This window comes from Halomonas sp. Bachu 37 (assembly GCF_039691755.1).
Lineage (GTDB): Bacteria > Pseudomonadota > Gammaproteobacteria > Pseudomonadales > Halomonadaceae > Vreelandella > Vreelandella kashgarensis.
On sequence record NZ_CP137552.1, the window covers coordinates 1,860,610 to 1,887,538 of the forward strand.

Annotated in this window: 22 protein-coding genes and 1 riboswitch; of the genes, 2 read left to right on the top strand and 20 right to left on the bottom strand. The window is 57.5% G+C overall.

Annotated elements, in window-relative coordinates; genetic code table 11:
• Nucleotides 1-11: 11 nt before the first annotated feature.
• The 16 genes from R5M92_RS08545 to R5M92_RS08620 form a co-directional block, all read right to left on the bottom strand.
• Nucleotides 12-917 (bottom strand): phosphoribosyltransferase family protein, encoded by a 906-nt coding sequence (locus R5M92_RS08545; protein WP_346795493.1) that lies wholly within the window; start codon nucleotides 915-917, stop codon nucleotides 12-14.
• Between the two features lie 38 nt (nucleotides 918-955).
• Nucleotides 956-2,335, bottom strand: coding sequence for a UDP-glucose/GDP-mannose dehydrogenase family protein (locus R5M92_RS08550; protein ID WP_346795494.1), 1,380 nt, complete (start codon nucleotides 2,333-2,335; stop codon nucleotides 956-958).
• Between the two features lie 66 nt (nucleotides 2,336-2,401).
• The gene (locus R5M92_RS08555) at nucleotides 2,402-3,481 is read right to left on the bottom strand and encodes an NAD-dependent epimerase (RefSeq protein WP_346795495.1); all 1,080 of its coding nucleotides are present in this window, start codon (nucleotides 3,479-3,481) and stop codon (nucleotides 2,402-2,404) included.
• A gap of 56 nt (nucleotides 3,482-3,537) precedes the next feature.
• The gene (locus R5M92_RS08560) at nucleotides 3,538-4,734 is read right to left on the bottom strand and encodes a hypothetical protein (RefSeq protein WP_346795496.1); all 1,197 of its coding nucleotides are present in this window, start codon (nucleotides 4,732-4,734) and stop codon (nucleotides 3,538-3,540) included.
• Between the two features lie 34 nt (nucleotides 4,735-4,768).
• Complete coding sequence (locus R5M92_RS08565; protein WP_346795497.1) at nucleotides 4,769-5,641, bottom strand: hypothetical protein; 873 nt, start codon at nucleotides 5,639-5,641, stop codon at nucleotides 4,769-4,771.
• Nucleotide 5,642: 1 nt separating this feature from the next.
• Nucleotides 5,643-7,628: a nucleoside-diphosphate sugar epimerase/dehydratase gene (locus tag R5M92_RS08570; RefSeq protein WP_346795498.1), complete on the bottom strand. Its 1,986-nt coding sequence runs from the start codon at nucleotides 7,626-7,628 to the stop codon at nucleotides 5,643-5,645.
• A 71-nt stretch (nucleotides 7,629-7,699) separates the two neighbouring features.
• Complete coding sequence (locus R5M92_RS08575; protein WP_346795499.1) at nucleotides 7,700-8,839, bottom strand: hypothetical protein; 1,140 nt, start codon at nucleotides 8,837-8,839, stop codon at nucleotides 7,700-7,702.
• Nucleotides 8,840-8,915: 76 nt separating this feature from the next.
• Complete coding sequence (locus R5M92_RS08580) at nucleotides 8,916-10,730, bottom strand: ABC transporter ATP-binding protein (RefSeq protein WP_346795500.1); 1,815 nt, start codon at nucleotides 10,728-10,730, stop codon at nucleotides 8,916-8,918.
• A gap of 25 nt (nucleotides 10,731-10,755) precedes the next feature.
• The gene (locus R5M92_RS08585; protein WP_346795501.1) at nucleotides 10,756-13,014 is read right to left on the bottom strand and encodes a polysaccharide biosynthesis tyrosine autokinase; all 2,259 of its coding nucleotides are present in this window, start codon (nucleotides 13,012-13,014) and stop codon (nucleotides 10,756-10,758) included.
• Nucleotides 13,015-13,056: 42 nt separating this feature from the next.
• Nucleotides 13,057-14,208, bottom strand: coding sequence for a polysaccharide export protein (locus tag R5M92_RS08590; protein ID WP_346795502.1), 1,152 nt, complete (start codon nucleotides 14,206-14,208; stop codon nucleotides 13,057-13,059).
• 651 nt (nucleotides 14,209-14,859) lie between these two features.
• Nucleotides 14,860-15,297, bottom strand: coding sequence for a low molecular weight protein-tyrosine-phosphatase (locus R5M92_RS08595; protein WP_346795503.1), 438 nt, complete (start codon nucleotides 15,295-15,297; stop codon nucleotides 14,860-14,862).
• A 49-nt stretch (nucleotides 15,298-15,346) separates the two neighbouring features.
• Nucleotides 15,347-16,054, bottom strand: a complete 708-nt coding sequence (locus R5M92_RS08600) for an ElyC/SanA/YdcF family protein (protein WP_346795504.1) — start codon at nucleotides 16,052-16,054, stop codon at nucleotides 15,347-15,349.
• Nucleotides 15,990-17,324, bottom strand: a complete 1,335-nt coding sequence (locus R5M92_RS08605; protein ID WP_346795505.1) for an O-antigen ligase family protein — start codon at nucleotides 17,322-17,324, stop codon at nucleotides 15,990-15,992. The genes R5M92_RS08600 and R5M92_RS08605 overlap by 65 nt, the downstream gene beginning before the upstream one ends.
• Nucleotides 17,325-17,429: 105 nt before the next feature.
• On the bottom strand, nucleotides 17,430-17,999 hold the full coding sequence (locus R5M92_RS08610) for a sugar transferase (RefSeq protein WP_346795506.1): 570 nt from the start codon (nucleotides 17,997-17,999) through the stop codon (nucleotides 17,430-17,432).
• A 217-nt stretch (nucleotides 18,000-18,216) separates the two neighbouring features.
• Entirely contained in the window at nucleotides 18,217-19,620 is a 1,404-nt protein-coding gene (locus R5M92_RS08615; RefSeq protein ID WP_346795507.1) for a sodium:solute symporter, read from the bottom strand.
• A riboswitch (TPP riboswitch) is annotated at nucleotides 19,610-19,726 on the bottom strand. Its footprint overlaps the gene before it by 11 nt.
• A 95-nt stretch (nucleotides 19,727-19,821) precedes the next feature.
• Entirely contained in the window at nucleotides 19,822-20,409 is a 588-nt protein-coding gene (locus tag R5M92_RS08620; protein WP_346795509.1) for a peroxidase-related enzyme, read from the bottom strand.
• 167 nt (nucleotides 20,410-20,576) lie between these two features.
• On the opposite strand from R5M92_RS08620, the gene R5M92_RS08625 reads away from it, so the two are divergent.
• On the top strand, nucleotides 20,577-21,269 hold the full coding sequence (locus tag R5M92_RS08625; protein ID WP_346795510.1) for a hypothetical protein: 693 nt from the start codon (nucleotides 20,577-20,579) through the stop codon (nucleotides 21,267-21,269).
• Between the two features lie 83 nt (nucleotides 21,270-21,352).
• Here R5M92_RS08625 and R5M92_RS08630 read toward each other — a convergent pair whose 3' ends face one another.
• On the bottom strand, nucleotides 21,353-22,852 hold the full coding sequence (locus R5M92_RS08630; protein WP_346795511.1) for a CoA-acylating methylmalonate-semialdehyde dehydrogenase: 1,500 nt from the start codon (nucleotides 22,850-22,852) through the stop codon (nucleotides 21,353-21,355).
• A 279-nt stretch (nucleotides 22,853-23,131) separates the two neighbouring features.
• Between R5M92_RS08630 and R5M92_RS08635 the strand changes: the two genes are divergently transcribed.
• Nucleotides 23,132-24,085 carry a LysR family transcriptional regulator gene (locus R5M92_RS08635; RefSeq protein WP_346795512.1) on the top strand — a complete coding sequence of 318 codons (954 nt, stop codon included), beginning with the start codon at nucleotides 23,132-23,134 and terminating at the stop codon, nucleotides 24,083-24,085.
• Here R5M92_RS08635 and R5M92_RS08640 read toward each other — a convergent pair.
• The 3 genes from R5M92_RS08640 to R5M92_RS08650 are packed head-to-tail and all read right to left on the bottom strand — an operon-like array spanning nucleotide 24,072 to nucleotide 26,917.
• On the bottom strand, nucleotides 24,072-25,337 hold the full coding sequence (locus R5M92_RS08640) for a TRAP transporter large permease (RefSeq protein ID WP_346795513.1): 1,266 nt from the start codon (nucleotides 25,335-25,337) through the stop codon (nucleotides 24,072-24,074). The genes R5M92_RS08635 and R5M92_RS08640 overlap by 14 nt on opposite strands.
• Nucleotides 25,334-25,888 carry a TRAP transporter small permease gene (locus tag R5M92_RS08645; protein WP_346795514.1) on the bottom strand — a complete coding sequence of 185 codons (555 nt, stop codon included), beginning with the start codon at nucleotides 25,886-25,888 and terminating at the stop codon, nucleotides 25,334-25,336. Before R5M92_RS08645 ends, R5M92_RS08640 begins: the two co-directional genes overlap by 4 nt.
• Before the next feature lie 36 nt (nucleotides 25,889-25,924).
• Nucleotides 25,925-26,917: a TRAP transporter substrate-binding protein gene (locus R5M92_RS08650; RefSeq protein WP_346795516.1), complete on the bottom strand. Its 993-nt coding sequence runs from the start codon at nucleotides 26,915-26,917 to the stop codon at nucleotides 25,925-25,927.
• Between the last annotated feature and the right edge of the window lie 12 nt (nucleotides 26,918-26,929).

Sequence of the window (26,929 nt, forward strand, 5' to 3'; positions counted from 1 at the left end):
TCTACTCACATCTAAATTCGAGACCTGAAATTGACTATCTTCCATATTACGGACTTACCAACCCTCTTTAACTCATTGTAATCAAGGCTCGCCCCCGGGTTGTAGATATGACTCTCCATCTGGCAGTACACCGGCATATTCGAAGCTTGATTTATTATCCCCGCCTGTTCAGCCTCACTTTCAATATAGAGGTAGGCGGAAGATTGCATGAACTTTTCCGCCTTGAACTTTGCACTTGATACTTTATCCAAAACATTGAAGACGTCTCTATCGCCCATCATGACGAGATTTGAAAACTTTATACTATGCTTCTCCAGCCATGTAGTGACTTCTTTACGTTGCGCTTCCTGGCGACAGGAAACTATTGTATTTATTGTGCCCGAAGGTAAATAACGAGGTACCATCACCGAATTATCTCGGTTTTTCTCTGTCATTATGACCCCTTCCAGCGAAATACAAGCTCCTTCCACTATTTTGTGATGAAATATATTCCATTCAAATATTCGAGGCAAAGGCGTAAACTCAAGAATGATATCTACATCTTTTCTGATAGGTTTATTGGAGTACACGGCGAGAGTAGTTACACGCTCCCGTAACCAATCCGGCATACATTCCAGTTCCTTTTTTAGCGACTCTCCACTCAATATACTGTCGTCAACCAATAGAACCTTCTTGGCTTCCCAAGGATGGGTGATATTTTTTTTAAGCTCTCGCGTCACCCCTTTTTTCAAGGGAAAATTGTTTATCCAGGCGCTGATATCTGTGCAATTCACATTCATTGCCAGAGAAATCATATAAGCCGGTATCATTCCGCTTCTCGGTATCCCTACGACAAGATCCCAATCTCCCGCCATCTTGTTTAAATTCTTGTTAATATCGATACTCAAATCAGCATATGACTTGAAATGAATCTGCATCTTTCTTCTCCCTTATTATTTTTAACAACAGGCTCCTTTTAGCTAATTACTGTCGATGCATATGATGGAGAAAGGGATAAGGGTAAGACAGGGTTTGCTCTCCCTACCGAATAGTAAGTAAAGCCTTTCGCCACCATTCGACGAGGCTCATACAGATTTCGTCCATCGAAGATGGTCGGTTCGGAAAGCTGAGTCTTGATAAATTCAAAATCAGGCGCCCGAAAGTTCTGCCACTCGGTGACAATGATCAAGGCATTGGTATTTTTCAGTGCGGCTTCCTTGGTACCACAAAGGGATAGGTGCTCGTGGCTTCCGTAAAGACGCTGAGCTTCTTCCATGGCTTCCGGGTCATAGGCCTGCACCTTGGCACCGGCGGTCCAGAGCGCTTCCATAAGCACGCGGCTGGGGGCATCGCGCATATCGTCGGTGTTGGGCTTGAACGAAAGTCCCCAGATTGCGAAGTTCTTGCCCTCTAGCTGGCCATTGAAATGTTGGCTTATTTTTTGAAACAGAGTGGTTTTTTGCTCTTTATTGCGCGATTCCACCGCCTTGAGCAGTTTGGCGTCGAAATCAATGTTATCCGAGGCATGAATAAGGGCCTGTAAATCTTTAGGGAAGCATGAACCGCCATAGCCCACACCGGGATAGATGAAGTGATAGCCAATACGGGGATCGGCGCCGATTCCCAGGCGCACCGCTTCGATATCGGCTCCCAGTCGCTCGGCCAGGTTGGCCATCTCGTTCATGAAACTGATCTTGGTCGCCAGCATGCAGTTGGCGGCATACTTTGTCAGCTCGGCACTTCTGACGTCCATCACGATAATCTTGTCGCGATTACGATTGAAGGGGGCGTAAAGCTCGCGCATGACTTCGATAGTATCGTCACACTCGGTACCGATAATGATGCGGTCGGGTCGCTGGCAGTCGGCGACCGCGCTGCCCTCCTTGAGAAACTCGGGATTGGATACCACGTCAAAACCGATCTCATGACGTCCACGTTCTTTCAGTACTTTCTTTACCTCGGCGCGTACCTTGTCGGCGCTGCCTACCGGCACGGTGGACTTGTTGATAATGATCTGTTCACGGTCCATATGCTCTGCAATGGTAGCTGCCACGGCAAGAACGTACTTGAGATCGGCACTTCCGTCTTCGTCTGGTGGAGTTCCTACAGCAATGAATTGAACCTGACCGTGCTTGACTCCCCTAGCCGCATCGGTAGTGAATTCAAGCCGCCCTGCAGCGTGATTTTCTTTTACCATCGACGTCAGGCCAGGCTCATAGATGGGAATGATGCCCTGCTCGAGTTGCTTGACCTTGAGCTCATCGACATCGACGCAGACGACTTGATGGCCGACTTCAGCCAGTACGGCACCTTGAACCAGGCCCACGTAACCCGTTCCGAAAACTGTAACGTTCATTGGAGTTCCTGCTGGGTGTTGGTGTGAAGGGTATGTATCAGGAGATTAAAAAGTGGAAAGCTTGCTTTACTCGAGCGAGTCAGGCATTTCATGCACGATGGCAGTGGCCTTTACCGAATCTTCGTTTAACGCGTAATAATCGCGATACCAGTTGACGAAGTTGGCGATGCCTTGGCTGATCGGAGTGGTTGGCTTGTAACCGACTTTTCTTTTCAGCTCTCCTGAGTCCGCGTAAGTATCGGGAACATCACCGGGCTGCATGGGCAACAGATCCTTGATGGCCTTCTTGCCCAGAGCTTTTTCAATGGCTTCGATATAAGCGTTGACCGACACCGGGTCATTATTGCCAATGTTGAAAAGGCGAAACGGCGCGTTGCTGGTAGCAGGATCGGGACTGGCGCTATTCCAATCCCCAGAGGGAGTGGCAATATCGTCACTGGCACGAATGACTCCTTCCACGATGTCGTCCACATAAGTGAAATCGCGGGTATGGTGGCCGTGATTGAACACCTGGATAGGCTCATCGGCCAGAATATTCTGGGTAAATTTGAACAGCGCCATGTCCGGGCGGCCCCAGGGACCGTAAACGGTAAAAAATCGCAATCCGGTGGTAGGTAAGCCGAAGAGGTGACTATAGCTGTGGGCCATCATCTCGTTGGCTTTCTTGGTGGCGGCGTAAAACTGCAGCGGATGATTGGCCCCTTCATGCTCGGAAAACGGCATTTGCGTATTGGCGCCATAAACACTGCTGGTGCTGGCATAGGTCAAGTGGGGAATGTCAGCGTAGCGGCAAGCTTCGAGTACGTTGGTAAAACCAACCAAATTGCTTTCCACGTAACTGTGGGGATTTTCCAACGAGTAGCGCACGCCAGCCTGCGCAGCCAGATGGATTACCCGATCGAAGCGATGCTCCTGGAAACAATCCGTCACCGCCTGCTGGTCGGCCAAGTTGGCGCGGATCGAGAGATAATCGCTTTGCGTCTCGGCTGCGGTCTGCTCCAGCAGTTTCAGTCGTGCTTCCTTGATGGCGGGGTCGTAATAGTCATTGACGTTATCGAACCCGACGACACTATCACCGCGTTCCAGCAAGCGCTTTGCCGTATGAAAGCCGATGAATCCGGCGTGACCGGTAACCAGAATCTTCATTTATGACTCCGTGACGTGACAATCGATGGCATCAGGCGGGATAGCAATTCAGTGTTTCAATCACGAACGAGACGCTGAATGTGATGCCAGCCCACTCGCCTAAGACCATCCAACGTCAAGGGCACCAGGGCCACCGAGCGCACCATGGCGAGGATCGGACGCGGAAGTTCGTTCAGACATAAGGTCCGCGGCAGACCGGTATAGGGAAACCAGCGCTGACGATAGGAGCTTTGGCGGGCGGAAAGCGGCAGGTCGCCAGTGAAACGGGTTGGCACGTCATACCAGACGTAGTTCCCTTTCAAGGTTTCTATTTCATCAGGGCCGGGCTGGAGAAACTCGAAATCGATAATCTTGAGACCCTGGCAAGGGTCGTAGATGAGGTCTTGCGGGTCGAGATCGATGCACTCGTAGCCAAGACGACGGTAATGCAAGATAACGGCTCTCACCCGCTCGATGGTCCAGATAGGCAACAAGCCATGGTGCGAGAAAGGCGCACGGGGCGAGAGTATGCGCTCCATACGGTTGGCGTAACGCTCGAATACCAAGTAATGAGGTCCGACTTCCAGCAGACGAGACACTTCGGGTAATGAAGCTCCCAACTCGCGGGCCTTCACTTCCCGTTCCAGGTAACGTTCGCGTCCCGGACGAAACGTCTTGCAGATCGCCTCGGTGCCATGAAAATCCACCAGTTCCACCTTGGCCCGGCACACCTGCCTGCTGAGATCGGCCAACACCGGGTAAGGCGTACGAAATGCCGCGTCATACCGTCGGGCAGCTTGGCATATTTCCTCGATCCGCTGTGGTACCGTTCTTTCCAAATACTCAAGGGCCTGCAGCCCATAACTGGCTACATGCAGGGGATCACACTGTTCTTGGGCAGAACAGGCCTGATTGACCTTATCCCTTATCTTCGCCTTGATGGAAAGCACTCGCTCATTTTCGATCCGGCCAGGCGCATCCCGTAACGAAGAGGTTTGCGCCATGGGATGGACATCATGAACCACTAGAAGATGTGCCAGCGGACCACCACTATCGGGCCTGGAAGTACCCTCCCGGCCATTCTCGCCAACCAGCCGAGCCAATGCCTGCTGTTGGTCCTCCTTGAGCGGTACGTTACACAGCACGTTGAAACCATGCCGATCGAGCTGGTTTCGCAGGGTATCGAGATATGCCAGTCCCCGTTCTCTGACCAGGAAAACGCTGATCCCGGCCAACCACTCGTGCTGATCGTCATTCCATTGTCTGTCCGTCATAGCTTTTCTCCTTGTTGTAAAGAGAGTGCTGGCTTTATTTCAGGGAGGTATTGCTGTCATGCTGGGTAAAGTGATCATCGAAAATTTTGAGGGCGAGCTCGGGGGTAAACACACCGGCTATCACGGGGGGCCAAAGGGAGACGTCTTCACGCCTGATGAACGACTCAGCGCGAATAGTTATGCGCGAATTCCCTAGCGCACTGATTACCGCATAGCGATGCTGTCCCCCATGCACCAGCCATCGCCAGCAGCCATCCGGTCGCGTCAAGACATCCGCACGAATATCACCATCGTTGCCGTCGTGGCGACAGATGCCCTGCCGACGAACCGACTCCAGCACATGAGTCAACCGTTCCACTTCGATCTCGAGCTTGTCGTCGCTGACAGGACCACAGCATTTCCAACCGGCATCGATCCCAAGGCGTCTACCCAATATTCGGGTGTTTTCGCGCAATTCCGTACGCTCCCGCTTATCCTTTTTTTCCGCGAAATTTCGGGTATCCCAGGGCCAGGGCGCTTGCCAGGGGGGTAGAGCAATCAGTTCACCGGCCTCCGCGGGAGGTATATTCAAGAATTCGGCGGCATTGGCAGGCTGCCAATCGGTATAAAAGTCGCGTAGTGCTTCACGCAGCAAGTCGCGTTCTTGGCCGGGGTGATCAAAAGCTTGTTGCATGACCCCATTCAGAAAGCGTCGGCGATTACACACATTGAACAGACCAAAACCCCATTCCGTGGGAGCTTCGAGCAACAGATTGCGACCAGGATAGCGATAACTCAGTTCCAGCGGGTTTCCCCGATGTCGACGAGCATCCACCGGTCGGCAGCGCTTCATGGACTGGATATGGATACCCGCACGCTCGGCCCGGCTGAGCAGCCACAACTTGAACGGTAGCGACTCTATTAGCATGTCAGCCTTCCTTGGGGACCGAATTCAAGACCGGGTCGAGCCGCACGACGGGGCTCGAGGCTGTATTGGCACCGGTGCATGGAGCTTGCGTATGAGGAAGCATCGCCTGACGCGCTTCCCATACCAGATCGGCTATTTCATCCAAGGGGTGGTAATCCAGCGGAGCCAGTTGCAACAGCTCGCGGATACGCATGTAGTCGGTCGTGATAAAAGCTTGTTCCAGTTCCTGCAAGAAGGCATCCAGCCGGGGCCATTCCCAGAAACGCTCTTTTGAAGTCATGATGCGATCATGACGCGTCCGGCTGACGTCATGACCAATGAGCAACTCCTCGTACAACTTTTCGCCGGGGCGCAAGCCGGAATAGACGATTTCGATATCCCCTTCCGGATGCTCGGCATCTTTTACCTCCAGCCCCGAAAGGCGCACCATGTTCCTGGCCAGATCATAAATTCGTACCGGCTCGCCCATGTCGAGCACGAACACCTCGCCACCCTCGCCCATGGCACCGGCCTGGATAACCAGCTGGGCAGCTTCGGGAATCGTCATGAAGTAGCGGGTAATGTCGGGATGAGTCACCTTGATGGGGCCGCCCTGCTCGATCTGTCGGTGAAACACCGGCACTACGGAGCCGCTCGATCCCAGCACATTGCCAAAGCGCACCATGCAAAAGCGTGTTCTGGACTGCGCATGGGCGAAAGCTTGGCAGATGAGTTCAGTCAAGCGCTTGGAAGCTCCCATGGCATTGGTGGGCCGAACCGCCTTGTCGGTGGAAACCACGACAAAGGTTTCGACTCCCGCCGCCATCGCTGCCTTGGCCAGGTTCAAGGTGCCGAAGACGTTATTGCTCACTCCCTGAATAAGATTGAATTCCACCATCGGTACATGCTTGTAGGCCGCAGCATGGTAGACGGTGTGCACCTCGAAACTCGAGAATATCGCCTCGAGGCTTCCCGAATGCTGTACCGAGATCAGCAGAGGCTTCAGTTCGCAGTGCGACTGAGTATTCTCGATATGCTGTTTCAATTCCTGTTCGATGGCGTATAGAGCAAATTCACAATTGTCGATCAGCAGCAGGCGCACCGGTCTCTGGTCGAGTATCTGACGACACAGTTCACTGCCGATCGACCCCCCCGCCCCGGTCACCATGACCGCCTTGTCGCGAATATTGGCTTCCATCAATTCGGGGAAGGCGGGTACCGCTTCCCGGCCGAGCAGATCCTCTAGTGCCACATCGCGAAGCTCGCTGATCTTGGCTCGCCCCGCGATCACATCGGCGCTGCCGGGAATCGTCTTGAGCGGAACGGAAAGGCCCGAAAGCCAGTGCAAAATCTCGCGCCGGCGCCAGCGGGGCGCGCTGGGGATAGCCAGCAGGACCATGGCGGCCCGGTGTTCCTGAACCAGGGCGGCCAATGCTACCGGTTGATGTACCCGAAGCCCTTCGACCATGGAACCTTCCAGGCCCCGCCAATCGTCGACAAAGGCTGCCGGTTCGTATTCATCACCGTTGCGAAGTGCGGCGACCAGCTCGCAACCGGCGGCTCCGGCTCCATAGATCACCACCGGCTTGCGCTGCCGGCGCTGACTGCGTCGATACAGCTCGCGCAGCACGAAACGCAGGCTACCGATACCCAACAGCAGGAGCAGCGCGTAGACGACCGTGATAGATAGGCCGACGGAGTGTCCTGCCAAGGAACTTGCAGGCGCCACCAGCAAGGCTGAGGCCACCACCACCATAACCACCGTCGGTACGGTGACATGGCTCATGTAGCGAATTACCACACGATACAGCCCCAACCAGTGAAAAAGTAAAAGACTGCCCGGAATCAGCAAACCGATGGTCAGCCACAACGAGCCGTTGCTAAAAGGTTGCAGGCTTTCCACATGAATCATTGTGGCCAGTTGCAGGCTCCCCACCACGATCAAGCCATCCAGCACGACAAGCACCCTGCGCTTAATCCAGCGCGGCCTTCTCGTTAACGTCTGCATCAAACTCGCCATCGTTTCCCCTGCCCTTGCTTGTTGGTCGTCCCGCTCGCTTTACTGGCAACAGCGTCATGTCAAGGAGGATCGAGCACCAGACGATGACTCGAAGCGGCTATCGAGCCTTGACGGTAGAGGTGCCAGCAGACCACCAGCAGCATCCAGAATAGTGTCGAGCGCAGGCCGTTATGGGTCATGGAATAGATCAACGGCCCGGCCACCCCGGCCCAGACGTACAGCGGGGCGCGCCGCAGCGCGATGGCTATGGTCAAGAGGAAAAGCCCTAGCCCCGGCAGCCCGTAGGCAAACAGCATGTTGACGAAGGAGGAGTGAATCTCATGGCCACCATAAGGAGCGAAGCGTTCACGCTCGGCTTCTCCGGCCCCTAGGATGGCGTAAGCGGGAAAGTTCATCAGCCGGTCGAACTTGCGCTCTTCGTATACGCTGTCCACCTTGCTCGGCGCTCTGTCCAGGCGCGCTTCCAGATTGCGCAGCACTTGCCCATCCGAACTCATGTCGGCCCACAACACACCGCCCAGCAGTAGCGGGAGCAGCAATAGCAAACGAGCGAAATACTTGACCTGCCTCGCGTTCGCCATGGCCCAGCCGATGAGCACAAGGGCACCACCACCCATGGCCGCCAGCGACGAAGCCGCCAGGATGCCCAGCACGCCGGACGCCAGCCCGGCCAACCCCAGGGGGCGGAGCTTGGGTTGAAAATCATCGAGCATCAACAGCACCACAACACCGCATAGCGAAAAATAGGCCAGCTGATTGGGGTTGTTGAAACTCCCGGTGGTACGGTTGACTCCCAAGGCCAATTGCACCAGCACGTGACCACCCGCAATCAGTAGCGCAATGGACACGCCATTGCGGATTAGTACCTTGGCTCGTTCACCGTATACCCCGAGAAAGCGCAGCAACGCGATACCCACCAGGAAGTTGTAGATGAAAAACATGGCGGGCCTGAAAAAAGTGGTGGTTTCCATTATCAGCGTCCAGCTCAGGCACACCAGCACGACCCATAGCACCATCAAGCCCCAGCACATGGCTAAGGGAGAAACCTTCAAGTGCTTGTCGCCCAGCGACATCACCAGCATCACGCCGACAAAGCCGACCAGCGCGACATCGGTCAACTGCGGGCCACCGCTGGGAAACAGATAAAGGCTACCTAGCGAAAGGCCCAGGAACAGCAATAACGCACCGATCAGATTCATGGCGATATCCTTGTTCTATCCTGGCTAAAAGTTATGCCTAGAAGTCATCTCTAGAAATTCTGGCTAGCGGTTGGAGCTAGAGATTAGCCATCATCTGGAAGGTCTGGTTACGGCTGGCCAAGTCATCATAAGTACCGGCATCAGTCACCTTGCCGTCTTCAAGCATGTATATGATGTCGCACTCCTTGACCGTCGCCAGGCGATGGGCGATAAGCACCACGGTCATCTGGCCCGAAAACCGCTGGATATCGTCCATGACACGCCGTTCGGTAATCCCGTCAAGAGCGCTGGTGGCTTCGTCGAAGACTAATACACTGGCTTGCTGGTAAAGCGCACGTGCGATGCCCAGACGCTGGCGCTGGCCCCCGGATATCTGCACTCCCCGCTCTCCGATGCGTGTTTCGAGACCTTCGGGAAATCTTTCGATCAGATCATCGAGCTGCGCCATTTGCAGCGCCTCCTTGACTCTCGCGACGTCGATATCCTGACGGTCGATGGCAAAGGCGACGTTCTCGAGAATGCTGGCGTCGGATAGAAATATTTGTTGCGGCACGAAACCGATGCTCGCCTGCCAATGACGCAAGTTCTCCTGCGTGATGGGTTCGTCATCGATCAGGATGCGGCCTTCCCGAGGCTCGATCAGGCCCAGCAGAAGATCTACGGCGGTACTCTTGCCACTGCCCGAAGCCCCTACCAGGCCGACCATTTTGTTGGCTGGAATGGACAGCGTCAGCCCATCCAGCGCCCGTGCCCGCGTTCCGGGGTAATCGAAGATCACATCCTGCAGTCTGATCTCACGACGCGGCACCCACGGCCTGATTCGCGCATCTGGCTGGGCCTCACCACTTGCGCAATGGTTCTTCGCTTCACCACGGCTTGCGATCAAGTCCTCACGGATCGTGTCGTAGGCCGCCAGATTGCCGCGGATTTTCGAGATTGAAGTGTAGATTCTCTGAAAACCGGGCAACATCTTGAAACCGGCCAGGGCGTAGATCGACAGCGCCGGCAAGATTTCGCCCAGGTTGCCTTCGTAGAGATTGAGCAGATAAAGCACCAGCATGATCACCGAGCCGAAGGCCACCAGTTCGATGGCGTATCGCGGCGCCTCACTCAACCCCTGAGTCACGCCCTGGCCCCGTGCAATGCGATTGCTGGCCTTGTCGAACCGTGAGATAAAACCGGCCTGACGATGCAATAGAAGCAGATCCTTGATGCCTCCAAAGCCTTCGCTCATCAGTTTGAAACGTTTGGACTGAGCTTCGGAGACCCGCCGCCCATGAAGGGTCAGAAAACGCCGCACCGTCTGATAAAGCAGCAGATAGGTGGCGACGAAGATAACCACGCCGGATATTGCCACGACCGGGTTGTAGATAAAGATCGCCACGGCCATCAAGGTCACCATGACTGACTTGGCATTGAGCTCCATGGCTGGGTTGATGACCCGTGTGGTCACTCGCTGCACTTCCACGGACACTTTACTGATCAAGCCGCTGGTATTGTGGCTGGAATGAAACAGCCACGGCTGATGCAGGTAATAGTTATACAGCCGACTCGAAAGTTCCGCCCCCACCTGAGCGCTATAGAGCGCCAGCCGCCAAGTGGTATAGATAGAGAATAATGCCGCCAGGAACAGCACAGCGAGCACCAGGGCACCCAGTAAGCTCAGAAAAATTTCGGGGCTTTGCATGCCACTGTAGGCATAAGCCCAGGCCAACCGGCCATCGCCTTGAAGCTTGCTCATGTCACCGACCACCGCCATGAAAGGCCCGATAGCGATCACGCCGGCGATTTGAGTCAACGCCATTCCTATGATCAAGAACTGCAGCTTCAATAGTCGAAGCCGCTGTTGCCGAGTCAATAGTGAATAGAATTCCCGTAATTGATTCAGCATGTTGGTTCACCGATAAGCATAGGGATCACCGATACGCATAGAGGTAGCTGCCGTAGTAGCCGTGGCGGCTGCTGGTCGGCTTCTTCACGCCGTTCAGGATTCCCCCCTTGAGCCTTACACCGGCATTTTCCAGGCGTCGCTTGGCGGCCTTGATTTCGCCTGGAGGGTTACAATCGAACCGCACCACCATCAGGCTGGTTGCCGCCATCTTGCCCACTACCGTGGCATCGGTCACCGCGAGTATCGGCGGGGTATCCACTATCACCAGATCGTAACGTTGGCTCATCGACTCGAGAAAATCGTGGAAGCTATGTTGCATCAAGAGCTCCGATGGATTGGGCGGCACGCTTCCTCGTGACACATAATCCAGCCCCTCCAGATCGCTGTGACGAATCGCTTCTTCCACGCCGATACGCCGTGCCAACAACTCGGAAAGACCTTTCACTCCCTTGCCATGAAATGCATGATGCAAATGGCCACGGCGCATATCGGCATCAATCAGCAAAACCTTCTGTCCGGCCTGGGCGCATACCGCTGCCAGATTGGCCGCCACGAAGCTCTTGCCGACCCCCGGACTTGCCCCGGTGATCATCAACCGGTTGTTGTCGGATTCGAGCATGGCGAAATAGAGGCTGGTACGCAGTCCACGTAGTGCTTCAACCGCGATTTCGTCGGGTTTCGTCACGGCCAGCAAGCCGCGGAAAACTTCCTGGGGCTTTTTCGAACGGCGCGGACGGATTCGCTCGGTCAATCCGCTCTGTTCTCCGGAATTCGGCAACGTGGCATAGACAGGCAGACCCAATTCTTCAAGCTGCTCGGGCGTCTTGATTGCTCGACTGAGCAGCAAGCGCACCACAACCAGCATGATCGCCAGCAACGCCCCGAGCAGACCACTGACGGCGGTAATCAGGGGAACACGCGGTGCGATGGTGCCGGGATTGAGCATGGCGGCATCCAGAATACGCACATTGCCCACGGTGCCGGCCTTGACCAGGCGCATCTCCTGGAGCTGGTTGAGCAATTGCACATACACTTGTTGGTTGACTTGGGTATCGCGGGTCAGACGCAGCACTTCCTGCTGGGTCTCGGGCAATTCATCGACTTGAGCGTTGAGCTGGGCACGCTCGTCTTCAAGCTGTCTGCGCTGTCGCAGCAGTGTCTGATAGTTGGGGTGCGACGGACGGTACCGTTCAGCCAGATCCGCCTCACGCAGGGTCAACTCACTGAGCTGGTTTTCCACTTCCACCACCCGAGTGAGCAGGTTTTGGGTCTCGAAAGTCAGGTCCACCGAGTCACGCTGCGCCCGATAGTCGTTGAGCATTCCCTCGGCATCGGACAGCTGCTCGCTTACCTGAGGAATCTGCTCATTGAGAAAGGCAATCTGATTTTCGGCTTCTTCCGAGTGACGCTGCACGTTCTGGGTCAGGAACACGCCGGTCAAGGTGTCGAGAGTCGGCTGGATCTGGTCACGATCCGCACCGCTCAAGGTCAGCTCATATACCCCCGACTCGACGCCTCGCGGCAGGATTTCAAAACGCGACTTCAGATCACTTAACGCACTAAGAGTGGAATTTCGCTGTAACTTGAATTCGGCTCCAGGGTGCGCTTCCGCCCGGCTGACGAAAATTCGATACCCTGATGCATCATCCTGCACCGTCTCCCCAACTTTGCCGGTCAGTAACGTTTGATCTTCCAGCAGCAACTCGAAATTGTCATCTTCCTGAAGGCGCAGCACATGCTCGGTTCCCACGTTTTCATCGGGCACATCGAAACGTGCGACACGCAGCGATTCACCGGCCCATACGTACGGGTTATCCCAATCGCTATCTTCAGAACTCGCTAGCCACTGGCGCATGAACGACGGTGTGATGCCTTCGAACCATGCCTGGTTGACGCCGTGATTGACCAGAAAGTCACCCACCAACGGCAATCGACGCGGCTCGACCTGGATGGCGAGATCGAGCCGTTCGGCGGTTGCTCCCATCACCATGCGTGATTGCAGGATTTCAAGCTCGGCGGAGGTCGGATTGCTTTGTTGTTGTTCGCCAAGCGACTCCATGAACGCCAGGTTCGAACCTCGGCTTTCTATCTGAACCAGCGCATCGGCCTGATAGATTCGGGGTTGAGAACTGGCGTAAAAATAGCCGGCCAGAAGAAAAATCCCCGTCAACGACACGATCAACCAACGATGGTCGGAAAGCGTGTCTACCAACTTGCGTAGATTAAGGTCATCGCTCTCTTGGGGGGCGGAAGACGACGAAGGTGGTGGGGGAAAATGCGTCATGGCCATGCCTCATCACTCGCTAAGTTCGTTCAAAGTAGGCGCTTACAGCTCACCGACATCCGAGGCTACCGTTGCCACATCACCCGGCAGGCTGACCGAAGGCAGCAGCAGCGAGATCACGGTATTCCAGCGAGCCACCGGTGCCGACGTCACGTACACAACGTCCTGCGGCTGGAGAGGAAAGCGGGTCCCCAGCAGTAGACGCGTGGCATCCTGGATATCCAGTTGATAAACCGTGGCGATCTTCTCGCTTCCAGGCGGGTTTCCTCGCACCACGAAAATACCCGAAGGCTCGGCACGGCTTTCGTTCACACCACCGGCGCGACCCAGGGCATCCGTCAAGTTGATACGTTCGTTGCCCAAGGCAATGGTCCCTGGACGTATCACTTGCCCCATCACGACGACATTCTGATTTTCCATGGTGGGCACGTGCAGCAGATCGCCATTGTTGAGCAAGCGGTTCTGGGTCATATCTCCCTGGCGCATCATGGCGTATAACGAAATATGTTCTTCGCGGCCGTTGCGGCTCAAGGTGACATCGTGCCAATTGGCATTGTCCCGCGCCCCACCCACGGCACTGATGGCGTCCAATATCGTCATCGGCACAATGGTAAGCGGCAGGGTACCGGGATTTTCCACCGCGCCGCTGACATAGACTTTCTGCGAGTGAAACGCCGCGATGCCGACTTCCACCTGGGGATCGGTAATCACTTCGGAAAGCCGCCGGGCAAGCAACTCACGCACCTCGTCAAGCGTCATTCCCTCCACTTTCACCCGCCCTACGTAGGGGTAAAACATGGTGCCATCGGGCCGTATCCGGTTACCGGTTTCCGCAGCGGAGCGTTCGGTACCCGCAGGAATGGTCAATTCGGGATGGTCATAGACAATCACGCTGAGGATGTCACCAGGTCCCACCCGGTACTCATAGCCCTGCACCTGTTGATGCAATGCCTGGGGAGTGGCCTGAGTGGACGATTCCGAGACTTGCATCGCATTCACCAGATCCGGCGTGATCGGCTGCACGTTCACTCGCCCATCCAGGGATTGAGCGAGATTATCCTCGTCAATATGGCCGCCGGGAGCCATGGCACAGCCACTCAGCACCCCCAGGAGCAACACGAGCATCAGCCAGTGAACCAGTCGCACTGGGCTTTTACCGTCCCTTGCTTCCTTCACTTCATTGAATTTATTCATTATTTGCTTCCTGTACTTGGTGTCTTGCCACGCTACCGCCCCGGGATTGTGTTCAGGCATCTCCCAGCGCCTCGTTGAAACTCGTCCTGGCGGAGCGGATTCGCGTATCGCCATGAGACATGACTGCCGATTCGACAGACACTTTCAAGTTTACATAACAACACAAATATCACACCATTAATTACACAGTCACTTGGAGATGAGGAAACTAACGTTCTTTACCCATAAAAAGAGCAACTTTACTTTAATCAAAGTAGAAATCGAATCATGTTAGGCAAGTTTAATAATAATGAAATTTTTGATAATATTTATTTAATTGGCATTTCAATTCAGCTAGTTATTAATTAAAAAAATTCAAATTAAAAAATTACAAGCTGCCTTTCAGATACTATTCACTCTTCTCTATCAAAAGATAACCATCAGCCATAAAAATGTAACTCTAATGTTATCTTAATAATTCAGAGTTAGGCTGGCCCCGCTATTTGCGAGATTACGACAACTTCATCAGCACTCTAGTGATAGGAAAGCGCACAGGCCAGACAAGCCAATAGCCAGCAAACACGAGGATGTGTGGGAAGGGAAAAGATCGATCGAGCGGAGCTATCTGCTCGCTAATCGGTAGCCATACAAATAGAGGGAGCTCAGTCAGATCTAGAGTTTTTCAGCCCAGGCAAGGGTAGCGTCCTTGAGCAGTCCATGGACACGCTCGAAGGTCTCCACACTCTTGCGGTAGGGGTCGGGTATATCGCGTCCTGCACCATCATTCAGCCACCGGCCAAGCAGCAGTATCTTGCCCAGGGCTTGCGGGGCTTGCTTGCCCACGGCACGCCGCTGTCCTTCGGACATGACCAGAATAAGATCGGCCTCCTGGATCATCGCTGGTGTCAGTTGGCGTGCCTGATGGTCGCTCACATCCAGGCCATCGGCCTCGGCCAGTTGCGCCGCTTGCAGTTCGACGGGCTTGCCCACCAGCGCTCCCAGGCCGGCGGAACTGATCTGGCGTTCGGGTAATCGCTGTCTAAGCAACGCCTCGGCCACGGGGCTACGGCAGATATTACCGGTACAGACCACCAGAATACGCTGGAACATGGCTTAATTGACTCCCCATACTCGTAGATGCACGTTATCAAATGTCACATCAGTGCTCCCAATAAATAGCAAGCAGCCCAAGGGCCTCGTAGATGGCACGTTCGGTCTTACGCAACTCATGCGCAGAGGGTACCCAATAAGCCAGTCTGGAGCTCTCGGTCCGACTGGCCAGATAATGGGTCGGAGCAGCCACGGGTGCCAGACCCGCCACCTCGAAATGACGCATCGCGCGTGGCATATGCGAAGCGGATGTCACCAGCAGCACTTGTGCGCCTTCGCCGAGTTGCGCCTGCACAGCAACGGCTTCAGCGGCCGTGTCGTGGGGTGATGTCAACGTCACGATACGCTCGGCAGTCACCCCTAATGCCTCGGCGGCTTCGGCATAGCCCTCGGCCATGGTCATTTCCGAGCCCGTACCACCCCCGGATACCAGCAACGGCAGTGTGGGTCGCTGACGCCATAGCCGAATGCCTTCCATCAGGCGTACCGCCGAACTCTCGCTTAGCCGTCCGGTTATCGACCAGGGACGATCGGGCTGCCAGCCACCACCAAGCACGACCACGGCCTCGATTTCGCCGTCTTCCGGCCATGCCGCCAGGGCATCATATTGCGATTCCAGCGGCTCCAGCAGGTTATCCGCTACCGGCGGCCAGGCAGTCAGTAACAGCAAGAGCATGGCCATTACCATCAGGCTATCGCCCAGGCGATAGCGCCCCAGCCGGCGAGTCAGCCAACCGACAATAAAGATTGCCGCCATCAGCGGCACCGGCATCAACAAGAGAGCCGTCAGGCTTTTGATCAGGGTATACATGGCGGTTATCTTGCGTGACTTTGCCGGGAACTTGAACCCAAAGGAAAATCAGCCAGCTGGCATAGACCGCAATCCCCGCCGGGTAGGCGAAAAAAGAGTAACTCAAGCCGAAGCTCATGAAAGCGATCGGCAGCAGTACACCGGCCACGGCGAAGGATCGCCGAACGGGATTCTCAGCACGCACACTCGGCAGAAAATGCCACAAGGGAACGAGATAGAGCCCCAATACCATCAAGGCGCCAGGCAAGCCCCGGCGCACCCAGGCATCCAGAAAATCGTTGTGGGCGTGCCGGTAGTTTCCTAACTCGGGGTCCAGCACACCCTTTTCTTCCAGTTTCTGCATGGCGGCTTGATACCCCTGATGCCCATAACCCACCAGGGGCCGTTCGCGGATCAACAGCAATGCACCGCGGTACATTTCCAGGCGAGCACCGACGGAGCCATAGCCAGTGCCATTGAGATAGCGATGAACTTCGACCACCGCCTTGTCCATTCGTTTTTCCACACCGCTTTGCGGCGTCAGGTACACCGCCATGACGACCGCCAACACAGCGCACAGGGCTACCCAACGCCACACGACTCGCCATCGGCGCGCATAGCCGCGATAGAACACCCATAACGCCAGCGGCAAGACCAGCCACCCGCCCCGGGTTCCCGAAAGCGCCGAGGCTAGCCCGCCTCCCGCTGCGCCACCAAGCAACAATGCCAGCCACATGAATCTCGCGGTTCGCTGTTGCCAGGCCCACCCCAGCCCGGCCAAGCACATCAGCGCACTCAATAGCGCAAGGTTGCCGAAAAGAATGGAGTGCAGCGGTGGATGACCTGTAGCCCGAGTCAACCCAACCACCAGCTTTTGCCATACAGCCCAACCACCGACACCTATCGCCCCCAGAGCCAGCCCGGCCCACCAAGGCGCAGGCCGTGGCGGCACGACGCGAACCACTCCCCAGGCCAAAGCCGCAAGCCAGGCCGCAGCCGCCAGCGGCAAGGCCTGGCGCAAGCTGGAATGCCACACTCCTGCCGCCAGTTCGACCGTGCCCACCCCTACCAGCAGCGCCATCAACAAAGCATCGCCGCGCCCTGAGGCTTGCGTTGAATAGCGGTACCCACGCTGTCTGAACCAGGCAAGCAGCCCCCACCCCAACATGACGGCCAGCCCCAGCCAATAGCCCAGGGGCACCAGCAGCGGTAATGTGGTGATTGCCATAGCCTGCATACAAACTTGCCCTGTCATCCATGAAAAGGGATTTAACCGTACTTAGTAGTTATTTGTGGCCTTCGACGTTATTTCGTTCATTTCGTCGTTCGCCTCTCATCGTGTTTACATTTTTTTCATCTTCACCCTATCCCCGCCTCCCTTGCCCAGTAACGTCAGGAAGAGATAGCGAAAATACGCAGGCACTGCCATCGCCGCCAGCATCTGCTGATCCACTTCCGCAAGACGCCGTGGCGTGGACATGTCGATGGCATTGAGTTGCGCCAGACCGGTGATACCCGGACGCGCATCATAGACGCCACGCTCGGTACGCTCCTTGATCAGCTCATATTGCGAGAGCAGGCACGGGCGAGGCCCCACCAGGCTCATGTCACCCTTCAAGACATTCCACAACTGGGGCAACTCGTCCAGTTTGGTCCGCCGCAGGAAACGACCGAAGCGAGTGATCGAGGATGCATCGACCAGGTGAGAGGCAACCCAGCCGGTATCGCATTTCATGGTCCGAAACTTGAGCAGCACAAACGGCTGGCCGTGATACCCCACCCGCTGCTGGCGGAACAAGGGGGAACCAGTTTCCCAGTAGCCGACCAAGGTCAATAACACCATTAACGGCAGTCCAATCAAAAGCCCCATGGCAGCAAGCAGAACGTCAAACAAACGAAGCATTTTAGCCATGATGCAGACCTTTGGTGGTTGCCGAAGGCGCTCGCCAGCCGTGCCATGTATGACCGTGCTGGCGGGAAGTAAAGCTACTGATTGAATATTAAAGGTAACACCGGCGCCAAACCGGTGCGGCGGCAAAACGCCACCAAGAGGTAGGGTTTTTTCTCAATCTCAAGCGGCGACAGGACACTGACTTTCTCAACAGCCGCAACAGGAGAGACCTAAAACTTCATAAGCTCAGGCGCTGCTTTTTCGGCATCATCCAGGCAAACAACAGGCTGATGACGAGCGAGGCGACAAGCGCTCCCAGAAAAGGGGCCAGGGTGGGAATGCTTTCCGGAAAGCTTGCCGTCATTATCCCCGCCTGCAAACTGCCCTGAGAAACCCAACCGGGCAGGATGGCTCCAAGCATACCGGCGACACCTCCCGCAACGGCCGCCGCAGGCCTCATGCGCTGCCACAGGCCCAGCAGGACCGGCACCACGATGGCGGCGCACAGCAGGTCGGCAATCAGAAACAGCCGCAGCACGGAAAGCCCCTGCAGCGCCACGATGACCACCGGCACCATCAGCGCGATCGTCACCAGCCGGGCGACAAGAATCGAACGTCCTTCTTTGTTCAGCCCCGACTGGCCCGACCCCGCCACCACCAGCGAAGCGATACCGCTTTGCAAGGTATCCACGCTGGAAGCCACCAGCGTTACTGCCAGCACTAGTGCCGGCAAGGCAAGCCAGTCGGGCGCCTGAGATAACAGAGCGAAGAACGGGATCGGCGGTTCGCCCAGAGCGACCCCGCTCATGGCGGCCAGTATGCCCAGCGCCCCCACCATCATCACCACTACCACGGTGGTGGTGGCGCCCAGCCACGCACCACGCCCGAGCGCGACATCGTCCCGCGCCGCCCAGACCCGCTGCCAATAGCCTTGATGAAAGAGATTGGCGGCGGTGACCGCTATCACCAGGGTCAGCGCCACGCTAAGCTCACTGCCCAGGGGAGCCGAAGGCAGCGCGGCCGGAGCCGGCATAGTGGGCAGACGAACCAGGGCCACGCCGCCCACCACGCAGAGTAATGCAAGCAGCAGCCAGGCTTGCCAGCGGTCGGTTGCCAGGCTCGCCCGCAACCCTCCCATCACGGTATAGAGCAAGGTGGTCAACGCGATGCCGACCACCACCAAGGCAGGGGGCACATCGGAAAGCAGTGCTGTTATCGCACCGATGGCGGTGAGTTCCGCCGCCAGAAAGCACGCCATATAGAGTACCGAAACGGCCGATACCCAGCGCCGCACTCCGGTTCCGTAACACGCCTGGGCGAACTCGCCGATGCTGCGCCCTTCTGGAAGATGACGGCGAATCCTCGGCCCGTAGAGTCCCAGCACGATGAAGGGCAGCGCCGAACCGACGGCATAACCCGCCAGGGCCAACGGCCCCACGAAGGCGCCGATTTCAGGTGGAGCGAAGAGAATCCAGGCGCCCATGCCCGAGGCCAGAAACGAAAGCCCCAGGCTGGAAGCCGATTGCGAGTTGCGGGCGGTAATGTAGTCATCCAACGGGCCATCGGCCCGGCGGGCACGCAGCCCCAGAAAAGCAAAGCACAGCAGTGCCGCGCCGAGCGCGGCCGAGATCAGGTAAAGCATGTCGCACTTCCTCCGCCGGTATGAGCCGGATCAGGTTCCAGGGTCAGCACTCGGCTTTCTCAGCCCCCGCGGCGTCATGACCGGCGGGGCTCCCCTGGCGACAGTGAATGGATTGTGGTTTCGACCGTGGCCGAGAGCGCCATCATCGGTAAACGCTGGCGCCATGTAAAGCGCAGACAATTCAGCCAACGCGACGAGCTGTCATTTTTCCCGGGGCAGCCGCCCCATCAGGTAGAACTCCTCGTTGGGCGGTGTTCCGGTCAGGGTAACCAGGCGATTGGAAAGACTGAAGAACGCGGCAATGGCACCGATATCCCAGATATCGTCCTGGCTGAATCCCGCCTCGCCCAGGCGTATCCGCCATGTCTCGGTCAATTCACCCACCTCCAGCCCGCAGTGCAGGGCAAAATCCAGCATGGTCCGGTGGCGCTCGCTGAGCGGGGCGGCACGGTGATTGATCGCCACCTGATCGGCGAGCAGCGGATCCTTGCTGTAGATGCGTACCAGGGCACCGTGGGCCACCACACAGTAAAGGCACTGATTGCGGGCACTGGTCGCCACCACGATCATCTCCTTTTCGGCCTTGGTCAAGGTATCGGATTCGCGTTCCATCAAGGCGTCATGGTAGGCAAAAAACGCCCGAAACTCGGCAGGACGATGCGCCAGCATGAGAAACACATTGGGCACGAAGCCCGCCTTTTCCTGTACAGCGAGTATCGTGCCTCGAATATCCTCGGGCAGGGTTTCCAGGCTTTCCGGAATGGGGAAGCGGCTAAGGGATGCGGTCATGTTTTTACCTGTTTGTTGTTAATTTATTATCGAGTTGATTTGAAGCAGGAACGAACCTTCAGCGGCTCTTCCCATACACCGTTGCGCTCGCCATACTGCGGTAATCAATACTTTTCCCTGAGCACCCGCCGTCAGCGTAGCGGACCAGTACCGACAGGAAAACAGCAATGCGCTATACCGAAGCCAAGGAACATACTCAAGGTCGCCTGCATGAGCTGTTTGCCGATCCGTATCACGCCTTTCGCAATAACGCCGATGAACGCCAACTGCATATTCGCATCATGCTGCACTTGTTGGTAGCACGGCCCATGCAGCGGGGCCATCTCACCCTGCGTGTGATCCACGGCTGGCAGAATGGCGTCTTCGATCCCGAAGCCCTGCACAACGCCGATTATCCGCTGACCTGTGTGGAAGACCTGGAAGCCGCCATGCACGCCTTTCGCGCGGCAACCGCCAGCGGTCGCGACTTCCCCAGCGATGGCGCCTCGCTTCTCGCCGAACCCCTGGCCCGGGCGCTTGCCAAGGCCGAAGCCAAGGGCGAGAACGTGGACATTTCTACCCGCACGATTCCCGCCCGTTGGCCGGCGTTCGAGGGAGGGCTGACACTCTACACCTTCTTCAAGATGTACCATCGCTTGGTTTACGGCGAGGACGACACGTACCGTTGCGCCCACTGTCTTACCAGCCAGGGCATGCGGGAACTCCACGAGTTTCATCTGGAAGAGGGAGAATTCGCGGTGGTGATCCCGCCGGGGCCGGACTACAAAAGCGAAGACAGCGTGTTGGTGATGCACGAAAGCCAGCTCGTGCCCATGGCTAAGCTGCTACTGGAAAGCATTCCCCTGTTAGAGAACTTCTAAGTTCCATTGACGTTTCACTCACACAGCTGCGGCCCCGAGATGCTCGGGGCCGCTTTCGTATACTCAATCTAACGGCAACGCTCTCAGCTCATCGAAATCGTGCTATTGATGCCGCTGGAGACGTTTTCCGGCTCGAACCAGCGCGCGGTAACGGTCTTGGTCTGGGTCCAGAAGGCGATTGCCTGCTTGCCGTTGGGGCCCAGATCGCCCAGCTTGGAAGCCCGCGAGCCGGTAAAGCTGAAGTAGGCCACCGGCACCGGAATCGGCACGTTGATACCGATCTGGCCAACATCGATATCGCTCTCGAAACGCCGCGCCACCCAGCCGGAATTGGTGAAGATGGAAGTTCCGTTGCCGTTGGGGTTGGCGTTGATGAAATCGATGGCCTCATCCAGCGTCTCGACACTCACCACGCACAGCACGGGACCGAAGATCTCCTCGCGGTAGATGGTCATCTCGCCGGTCACATCGGCGAACAGGGTAGGACCGACGAAGTTGCCCTGTGGATAGCCTTCCACCTGGCAGCCACGGCCATCGACCATCAACCTGGCACCTTCTTTTTCCCCGACCTCGATCAAGCGCTCCACCCGCTCCTTGGCCGCTGGAGACACCAGCGGGCCCAGATCGGCATCGCGCTGAGTGCCGGGGCCGACCTTCATGTTGCGCGCGCCTTCGACGATATCATCAAGCCATTCGCGCGCGTCGCCCACCAGCACCACCACGGAATTGGCCATACAGCGCTGGCCGGCGGCACCGAAGGCGGAACCCAGCAGGTTGTTGATCGCCTGACTGCGGTTGGCATCCGGCATCACCACGCAGTGGTTCTTCGCGCCCATCATCGACTGGACGCGCTTGCCCGCTTCCCCGGCGCGACGGTAGATATGCGTCCCCACGTTGGTGGAGCCGATGAAGGAAAGCGCCTTGATATCGGGATGGTCGCAGATCTGGTTGGCGACATCGGGACCGCCGTGGACCACGTTGAGCACGCCGGCGGGTACACCGGCCTCATGGGCCAGCTCGACCAGGCGCATGCTGGAGCTGGGGTCCTGCTCGGACGGCTTGAGAATAAAGGTATTGCCGGTGGCGATGGCCAGCGGGAACATGAAGCACGGCAGCATGATGGGGAAGTTGAAGGCGGTGATGCCGGCCCCCACGCCCAGCGGCTGATGCATGGTGTAGACGTCGATCTCCGTCCCGGCGTTTTCCGCCAGTTCGCCCAGCTGCAACGACGTGATCGAACAGGCATGCTCGACCACTTCCAGGCCGCGGCCCACTTCCCCTTCGGCATCCGGCAGGGTCTTGCCGTGCTCCTCGGTGATCAGCGCGGCAATCTCAGGTGTGTGTTCCCGGATCAACGCCTGCAGCTTGAGCATGATGCGCATGCGCTTGCCCAGCGGTACCTTGCGCCAGGTCTTGAACGCTTCCTTGGCGCTGGCGACCGCGCGGTCGACCTCTTCGGCGGTACAGAACGGGACTCGTGCAACGACCTCCTGGGTCGCCGGATTGACCACGTCACGCCACTCCTGGCTCTGGGACTGGACGGGTTGGCCATCGATATACATGGGGATTTCGCGGACTGCCATGGTGGCTCTCTCCTGTAGTTCGTTATGTCGTTATTGGATGATTGCGTTACTGGATAATCGTGTCGTATGGCGTAAGGCTGGCATCGGGATTGTCGTTATGGAAGCCGGACCTTAGACTTTATGTGCATGAAAGCACGTCAATGACTCGCCACGGGTATTTTTGGAGTCTATCGAGAGGAAGAACAGCGTGGCAACGGGCATGAAAGCACATTGCTTGTGCATTTATGCACAAGCAAGTAGGTTGAGAAGTCTTGAAAGGGCCATTCATCGGGAGCCGACATGCTCGACTGGCACGACATACAGATATTTCTCGAAGTGGCGCGCTGCCGACGGCTTACCGACGCTGCCCGGCGCCTGGGCCTGGATCACTCCACCCTGTCGCGGCGCACCCGGCGTTTCGAGCAGCAGCTCAATACCCAGCTATTCGAGCGCAGTACCCATGGTTATCATTTGACCGACGCCGGCCAGCAGCTGCTGGCCCATGCCGAGGAGATGGCGCGCCACGCCGGGGAAGCCGGCGAGAGCTTGTCCAACAAGAACCACCAGGTCGGCGGCCAGGTACGCCTCGGGGTCACGGAAGGCTTCGGCACCTGGGTGATCGCCCCGCTCCTGAGCGTGTTCTGCCAGCGTCATCCCGGCATCACACTGGATATTCTCGCCCTGCCCCGGGTGGTCAACCTGAGCCGCCACGAAGCCGACCTGGCGATAACCATCGAACGGCCGGTCAGCCCGGGTCTGGTGATTTCACGCTTGTGCGACTACCGCTTGCGACTCTATGCCGGCCGGCAATATCTCGATGCCCACTCGGCCCCCGCCTCCCTTGCCGAGCTCTCCCGCCATCGCCTGATCGGCTACGTCGATGACATGATCTTCAGCGATCAGCTCAGTTATCTCGACCCATTGCTTCCTCCGCGCCCCGCCAATGAAGAGGTACACTTCAGCATTCGCAGCACCAGCGTCACCACCCAGTACACGTCGGCGCTGCATGGGGCGGGGCTGGCCGTACTGCCCTGTTTTATGGCCGAAACCACGCCGGGCTTGACCCGTGTACTGGAAGAAGAAGTCGATGTGGTGCGGCAGTTCTGGATCACCGCGCGCCAGGAGCAGCGCCGCCTGGCCCGCGTACGGCTGCTATGGGATTATCTGCGCGAGGCGTTGGAGTTGAACCAGGACTTCCTGATGGGCGAAACGTCACAGTTGATTCTTCCCGAGACGACACTCAGCGGCCGATAAGCCCCGTGGTCAGCCAAGGCAGCCATGCCAGCAGCACCAGGGTAAGCAGCGTGGCCAGCAAGAACGGTAGCAAGGCGCGGAAAATACGCAGCGGCGGCGCCCCGGTCATCGACGAAGCGATGAACAGCCCCGCCCCGACCGGCGGGGTCAGCAGACCCATCACCAGCGTCAGGCACACCACGACGCCGAACTGGTAGGGGCTGATGGCGAACTGGTCCTGGGCGATAGGCAGCAGGATCGGCACCACCAGAATCAAGGCGGCGATGCCGTCGATGATCATGCCCACCACCAGCAAGACGCCCACCAGTAACAACAGAAACAGGAACGGGTCGGTGGTCAGCGCCGCTATCCAGGCCGCTGCCATCTGCGGCAGCCGCTCATACACCACCACCCAGCCGAACACCCCGGCGGCGGCGATAAGCATGATGACCAAGCCCGCATTCATAGCCGTGCGCTGCAGTACCGCGGGCAGTCGAGAAAGCGAAAGATCGCGGTAGATAAAGCGGCCGATAAGGAGTGCGGCAAGCGACGCCAGGGCGGCGGACTCCGTCGGCGTCGCCAGACCCAGCAATATCCCGCCGATGATGATCAGCGGAATGCTCAGGGCCGGCAGCCCCATCAGCAGATCGTTCAGCGCCTGCTTGCGGCTCGGCCACTCACCGCGCGGATACTGCTGCACCAGGCCTATCACGGCGATGGTGACGAAGAAGGCTATCCCCAGCAGCAGGCCGGGCAGGATACCGGCAATGAACATCTCGGCGATCGGTACCTGGGCCATTACGCCGAACAGCACGAACAGCATCGAAGGAGGGATGATCGGCGACAGCAGGCCCCCGGCGGCGGTAATCGCCGCACTATAGGGCTTGTCGTAGCCCTCCTCCTCCATTGCCGGCACCATGGCCCGGGACATGATCGCGATCTGCGAGGCGGCCGAGCCGATGATGGCCGCCATCATCATGTTGGCGACCAGATTGATATACGCAAGCCCGCCGCGAAAGCCACCCACGAAGATGCGCGCCAGCGCGATCAAGCGCTTGGTCAGCCCGCCTTCATTCATCAATTCGCCGGCCAGCATGAACAGCGGTATCGCCAGCAGGCCGTAGCTTTCGATGGCCGCGAACAGCTGCTGGGGATAGGACTCGAACAGCACCGTGTTACCCGACGCCTGGATGTACCACATCGCGGTCAGACCCAGCACCAGCGCGATCGGCACAGCGCCGAACAGCAGAACGACAAAGATTAAAATCGTCATGTCGCCTCCACATCGGGGTCGGCACCGCTCGCCTGTCTCAGCGAGCCGCCCAGATTCGCCAGCCCATGCAGGCTCAGCGATAGCGCGAACCAGGGCACGATCAGCCACAACCAGAACTTGCGTATTCCCAGGGTGGAGGTGGTTTCGGCGTAAATGAAGTTGAAGGTATCGCCCTGAAACGCCTGGACATCGAAACCCGCCCGCATCAGCGCCAAGGGGTTGAACCAGCGCCAGCAGAGCCATAGCAACAACAGGGCGAATACCAGCACCATGGCATCGACGAATACCACCGCCCAGCGGCGCGCGCCAGCAGGCAGGAGATCACTGAACAGGGTCACCGTGATGCCCTGGCGGCGCTTGAGCACGGCAGCGGCAATCAGGAACGTCATCCAGATCATGGCGTAGATCGCCAGTTCACTGATCCAGTAAAGCGGAGCGCCCAGCGCGCGAAAGGCGATATTGGTCAGGATCAATAACGTGATCACCGCCGCCAGGGCGGCGGCGGTGATCTCTTCGCCGCGAGCGAGCCGGGCGGAAAATCGTGACAGCATCAAACCTCATCCAGAAGGTCAGGCTTTGCCTGAAAGTCAGCGAGCCTGATCGCGCAGGCGCTCGGCTTCCTCGCGCAGGGTCTCCAGCATCGGGGCCTTGGGCGCCCAGATGCTCTCCCATTCGGCAATGGCTTCGGAGAAGAACTCGGCATCCGCCTCGACGATATTGATATCCAGCGAGCGGATCTCCTCTTCCTGGTCGGCATCCATCTGCTCGAAGCCGACCAGCACGTTCTCCAGGTGCTCGGCCATGGTGGTTTCGATCAGCTCGCGGTCGTCATCGTCCAGATCGCGCCAGACGCGACCCGAGACCACGCCCACCATGGGGAACATCATATGATTGGAGATCAGCAGGTTATCCGCCTGCTCATAAAACTTGAGAATCAGGATGGAATCGAAATCCATGTCGATGGCATCCACCTGGCCGTTGGCCAGGGCATCGTAGACTTCCAGCAGCGGCATCGGCGCCGGCGCCGCACCGGTGGCGGTATAGAAGTCGCGAATCGGCTCGAAGGGGGTAATCCGCAGCCGCTGACCGCTCATGTCCTGAGCCGACTCGATAGGATCGCGGCTGAGTACCTGGCGCATTCCGACCATGCCGTAGCCCAGCCCGACCAGACCGACGCCCTGCGGCATCAGATCGAGCAGTTCGTCGGCGGCATCCGAGCGCAGCAAGCGCGCGGCGTGATTGACGTCATCCACCAGGTACGGGGCGTAAAGCGCGCCGAAATCGGGAATGCGGTTGGAAATCTCGGCGATGGTCAAGAACGCCATATCCAGGGCGCCGGTCTGCAACTGCTGAACCATCTGCGCCTCGTTGCCCAGCTGCTGAGCGGGATACACGGTCACGCTGTGCTCACCCGCGGAGCGCTCGTTCAGGCTCTCGGCGAAGGCCTCGGCCTCGGTCGACCACAGGTGCTGGGCCGGGGTGATCAGACCCAGGCGAAAATCCCGGGCCTGGGCGTTCAAGGCAGTCACGGCGCAAGCGGCGCCTACAGCCGTGAGCACTATCGTCTTGTTCAGGTTCATGCGGAGCCTCGT

Bases quoted from the DNA above. Each gene is read 5' to 3' on its own strand.
- R5M92_RS08545 (WP_346795493.1), bottom strand. From the start codon at position 917: ATGCAGATTCATTTCAAGTCATATGCTGATTTGAGTATCGATATTAAC.
- R5M92_RS08550 (WP_346795494.1), bottom strand. From the start codon at position 2,335: ATGAACGTTACAGTTTTCGGAACGGGTTACGTGGGCCTGGTTCAAGGT.
- R5M92_RS08555 (WP_346795495.1), bottom strand. From the start codon at position 3,481: ATGAAGATTCTGGTTACCGGTCACGCCGGATTCATCGGCTTTCATACG.
- R5M92_RS08560 (WP_346795496.1), bottom strand. From the start codon at position 4,734: ATGACGGACAGACAATGGAATGACGATCAGCACGAGTGGTTGGCCGGG.
- R5M92_RS08565 (WP_346795497.1), bottom strand. From the start codon at position 5,641: ATGCTAATAGAGTCGCTACCGTTCAAGTTGTGGCTGCTCAGCCGGGCC.
- R5M92_RS08570 (WP_346795498.1), bottom strand. From the start codon at position 7,628: ATGCAGACGTTAACGAGAAGGCCGCGCTGGATTAAGCGCAGGGTGCTT.
- R5M92_RS08575 (WP_346795499.1), bottom strand. From the start codon at position 8,839: ATGAATCTGATCGGTGCGTTATTGCTGTTCCTGGGCCTTTCGCTAGGT.
- R5M92_RS08580 (WP_346795500.1), bottom strand. From the start codon at position 10,730: ATGCTGAATCAATTACGGGAATTCTATTCACTATTGACTCGGCAACAG.
- R5M92_RS08585 (WP_346795501.1), bottom strand. From the start codon at position 13,014: ATGACGCATTTTCCCCCACCACCTTCGTCGTCTTCCGCCCCCCAAGAG.
- R5M92_RS08590 (WP_346795502.1), bottom strand. From the start codon at position 14,208: ATGAATAAATTCAATGAAGTGAAGGAAGCAAGGGACGGTAAAAGCCCA.
- R5M92_RS08595 (WP_346795503.1), bottom strand. From the start codon at position 15,297: ATGTTCCAGCGTATTCTGGTGGTCTGTACCGGTAATATCTGCCGTAGC.
- R5M92_RS08600 (WP_346795504.1), bottom strand. From the start codon at position 16,054: ATGGCGGCAATCTTTATTGTCGGTTGGCTGACTCGCCGGCTGGGGCGC.
- R5M92_RS08605 (WP_346795505.1), bottom strand. From the start codon at position 17,324: ATGCAGGCTATGGCAATCACCACATTACCGCTGCTGGTGCCCCTGGGC.
- R5M92_RS08610 (WP_346795506.1), bottom strand. From the start codon at position 17,999: ATGGCTAAAATGCTTCGTTTGTTTGACGTTCTGCTTGCTGCCATGGGG.
- R5M92_RS08615 (WP_346795507.1), bottom strand. From the start codon at position 19,620: ATGCTTTACCTGATCTCGGCCGCGCTCGGCGCGGCACTGCTGTGCTTT.
- R5M92_RS08620 (WP_346795509.1), bottom strand. From the start codon at position 20,409: ATGACCGCATCCCTTAGCCGCTTCCCCATTCCGGAAAGCCTGGAAACC.
- R5M92_RS08625 (WP_346795510.1), top strand. From the start codon at position 20,577: ATGCGCTATACCGAAGCCAAGGAACATACTCAAGGTCGCCTGCATGAG.
- R5M92_RS08630 (WP_346795511.1), bottom strand. From the start codon at position 22,852: ATGGCAGTCCGCGAAATCCCCATGTATATCGATGGCCAACCCGTCCAG.
- R5M92_RS08635 (WP_346795512.1), top strand. From the start codon at position 23,132: ATGCTCGACTGGCACGACATACAGATATTTCTCGAAGTGGCGCGCTGC.
- R5M92_RS08640 (WP_346795513.1), bottom strand. From the start codon at position 25,337: ATGACGATTTTAATCTTTGTCGTTCTGCTGTTCGGCGCTGTGCCGATC.
- R5M92_RS08645 (WP_346795514.1), bottom strand. From the start codon at position 25,888: ATGCTGTCACGATTTTCCGCCCGGCTCGCTCGCGGCGAAGAGATCACC.
- R5M92_RS08650 (WP_346795516.1), bottom strand. From the start codon at position 26,917: ATGAACCTGAACAAGACGATAGTGCTCACGGCTGTAGGCGCCGCTTGC.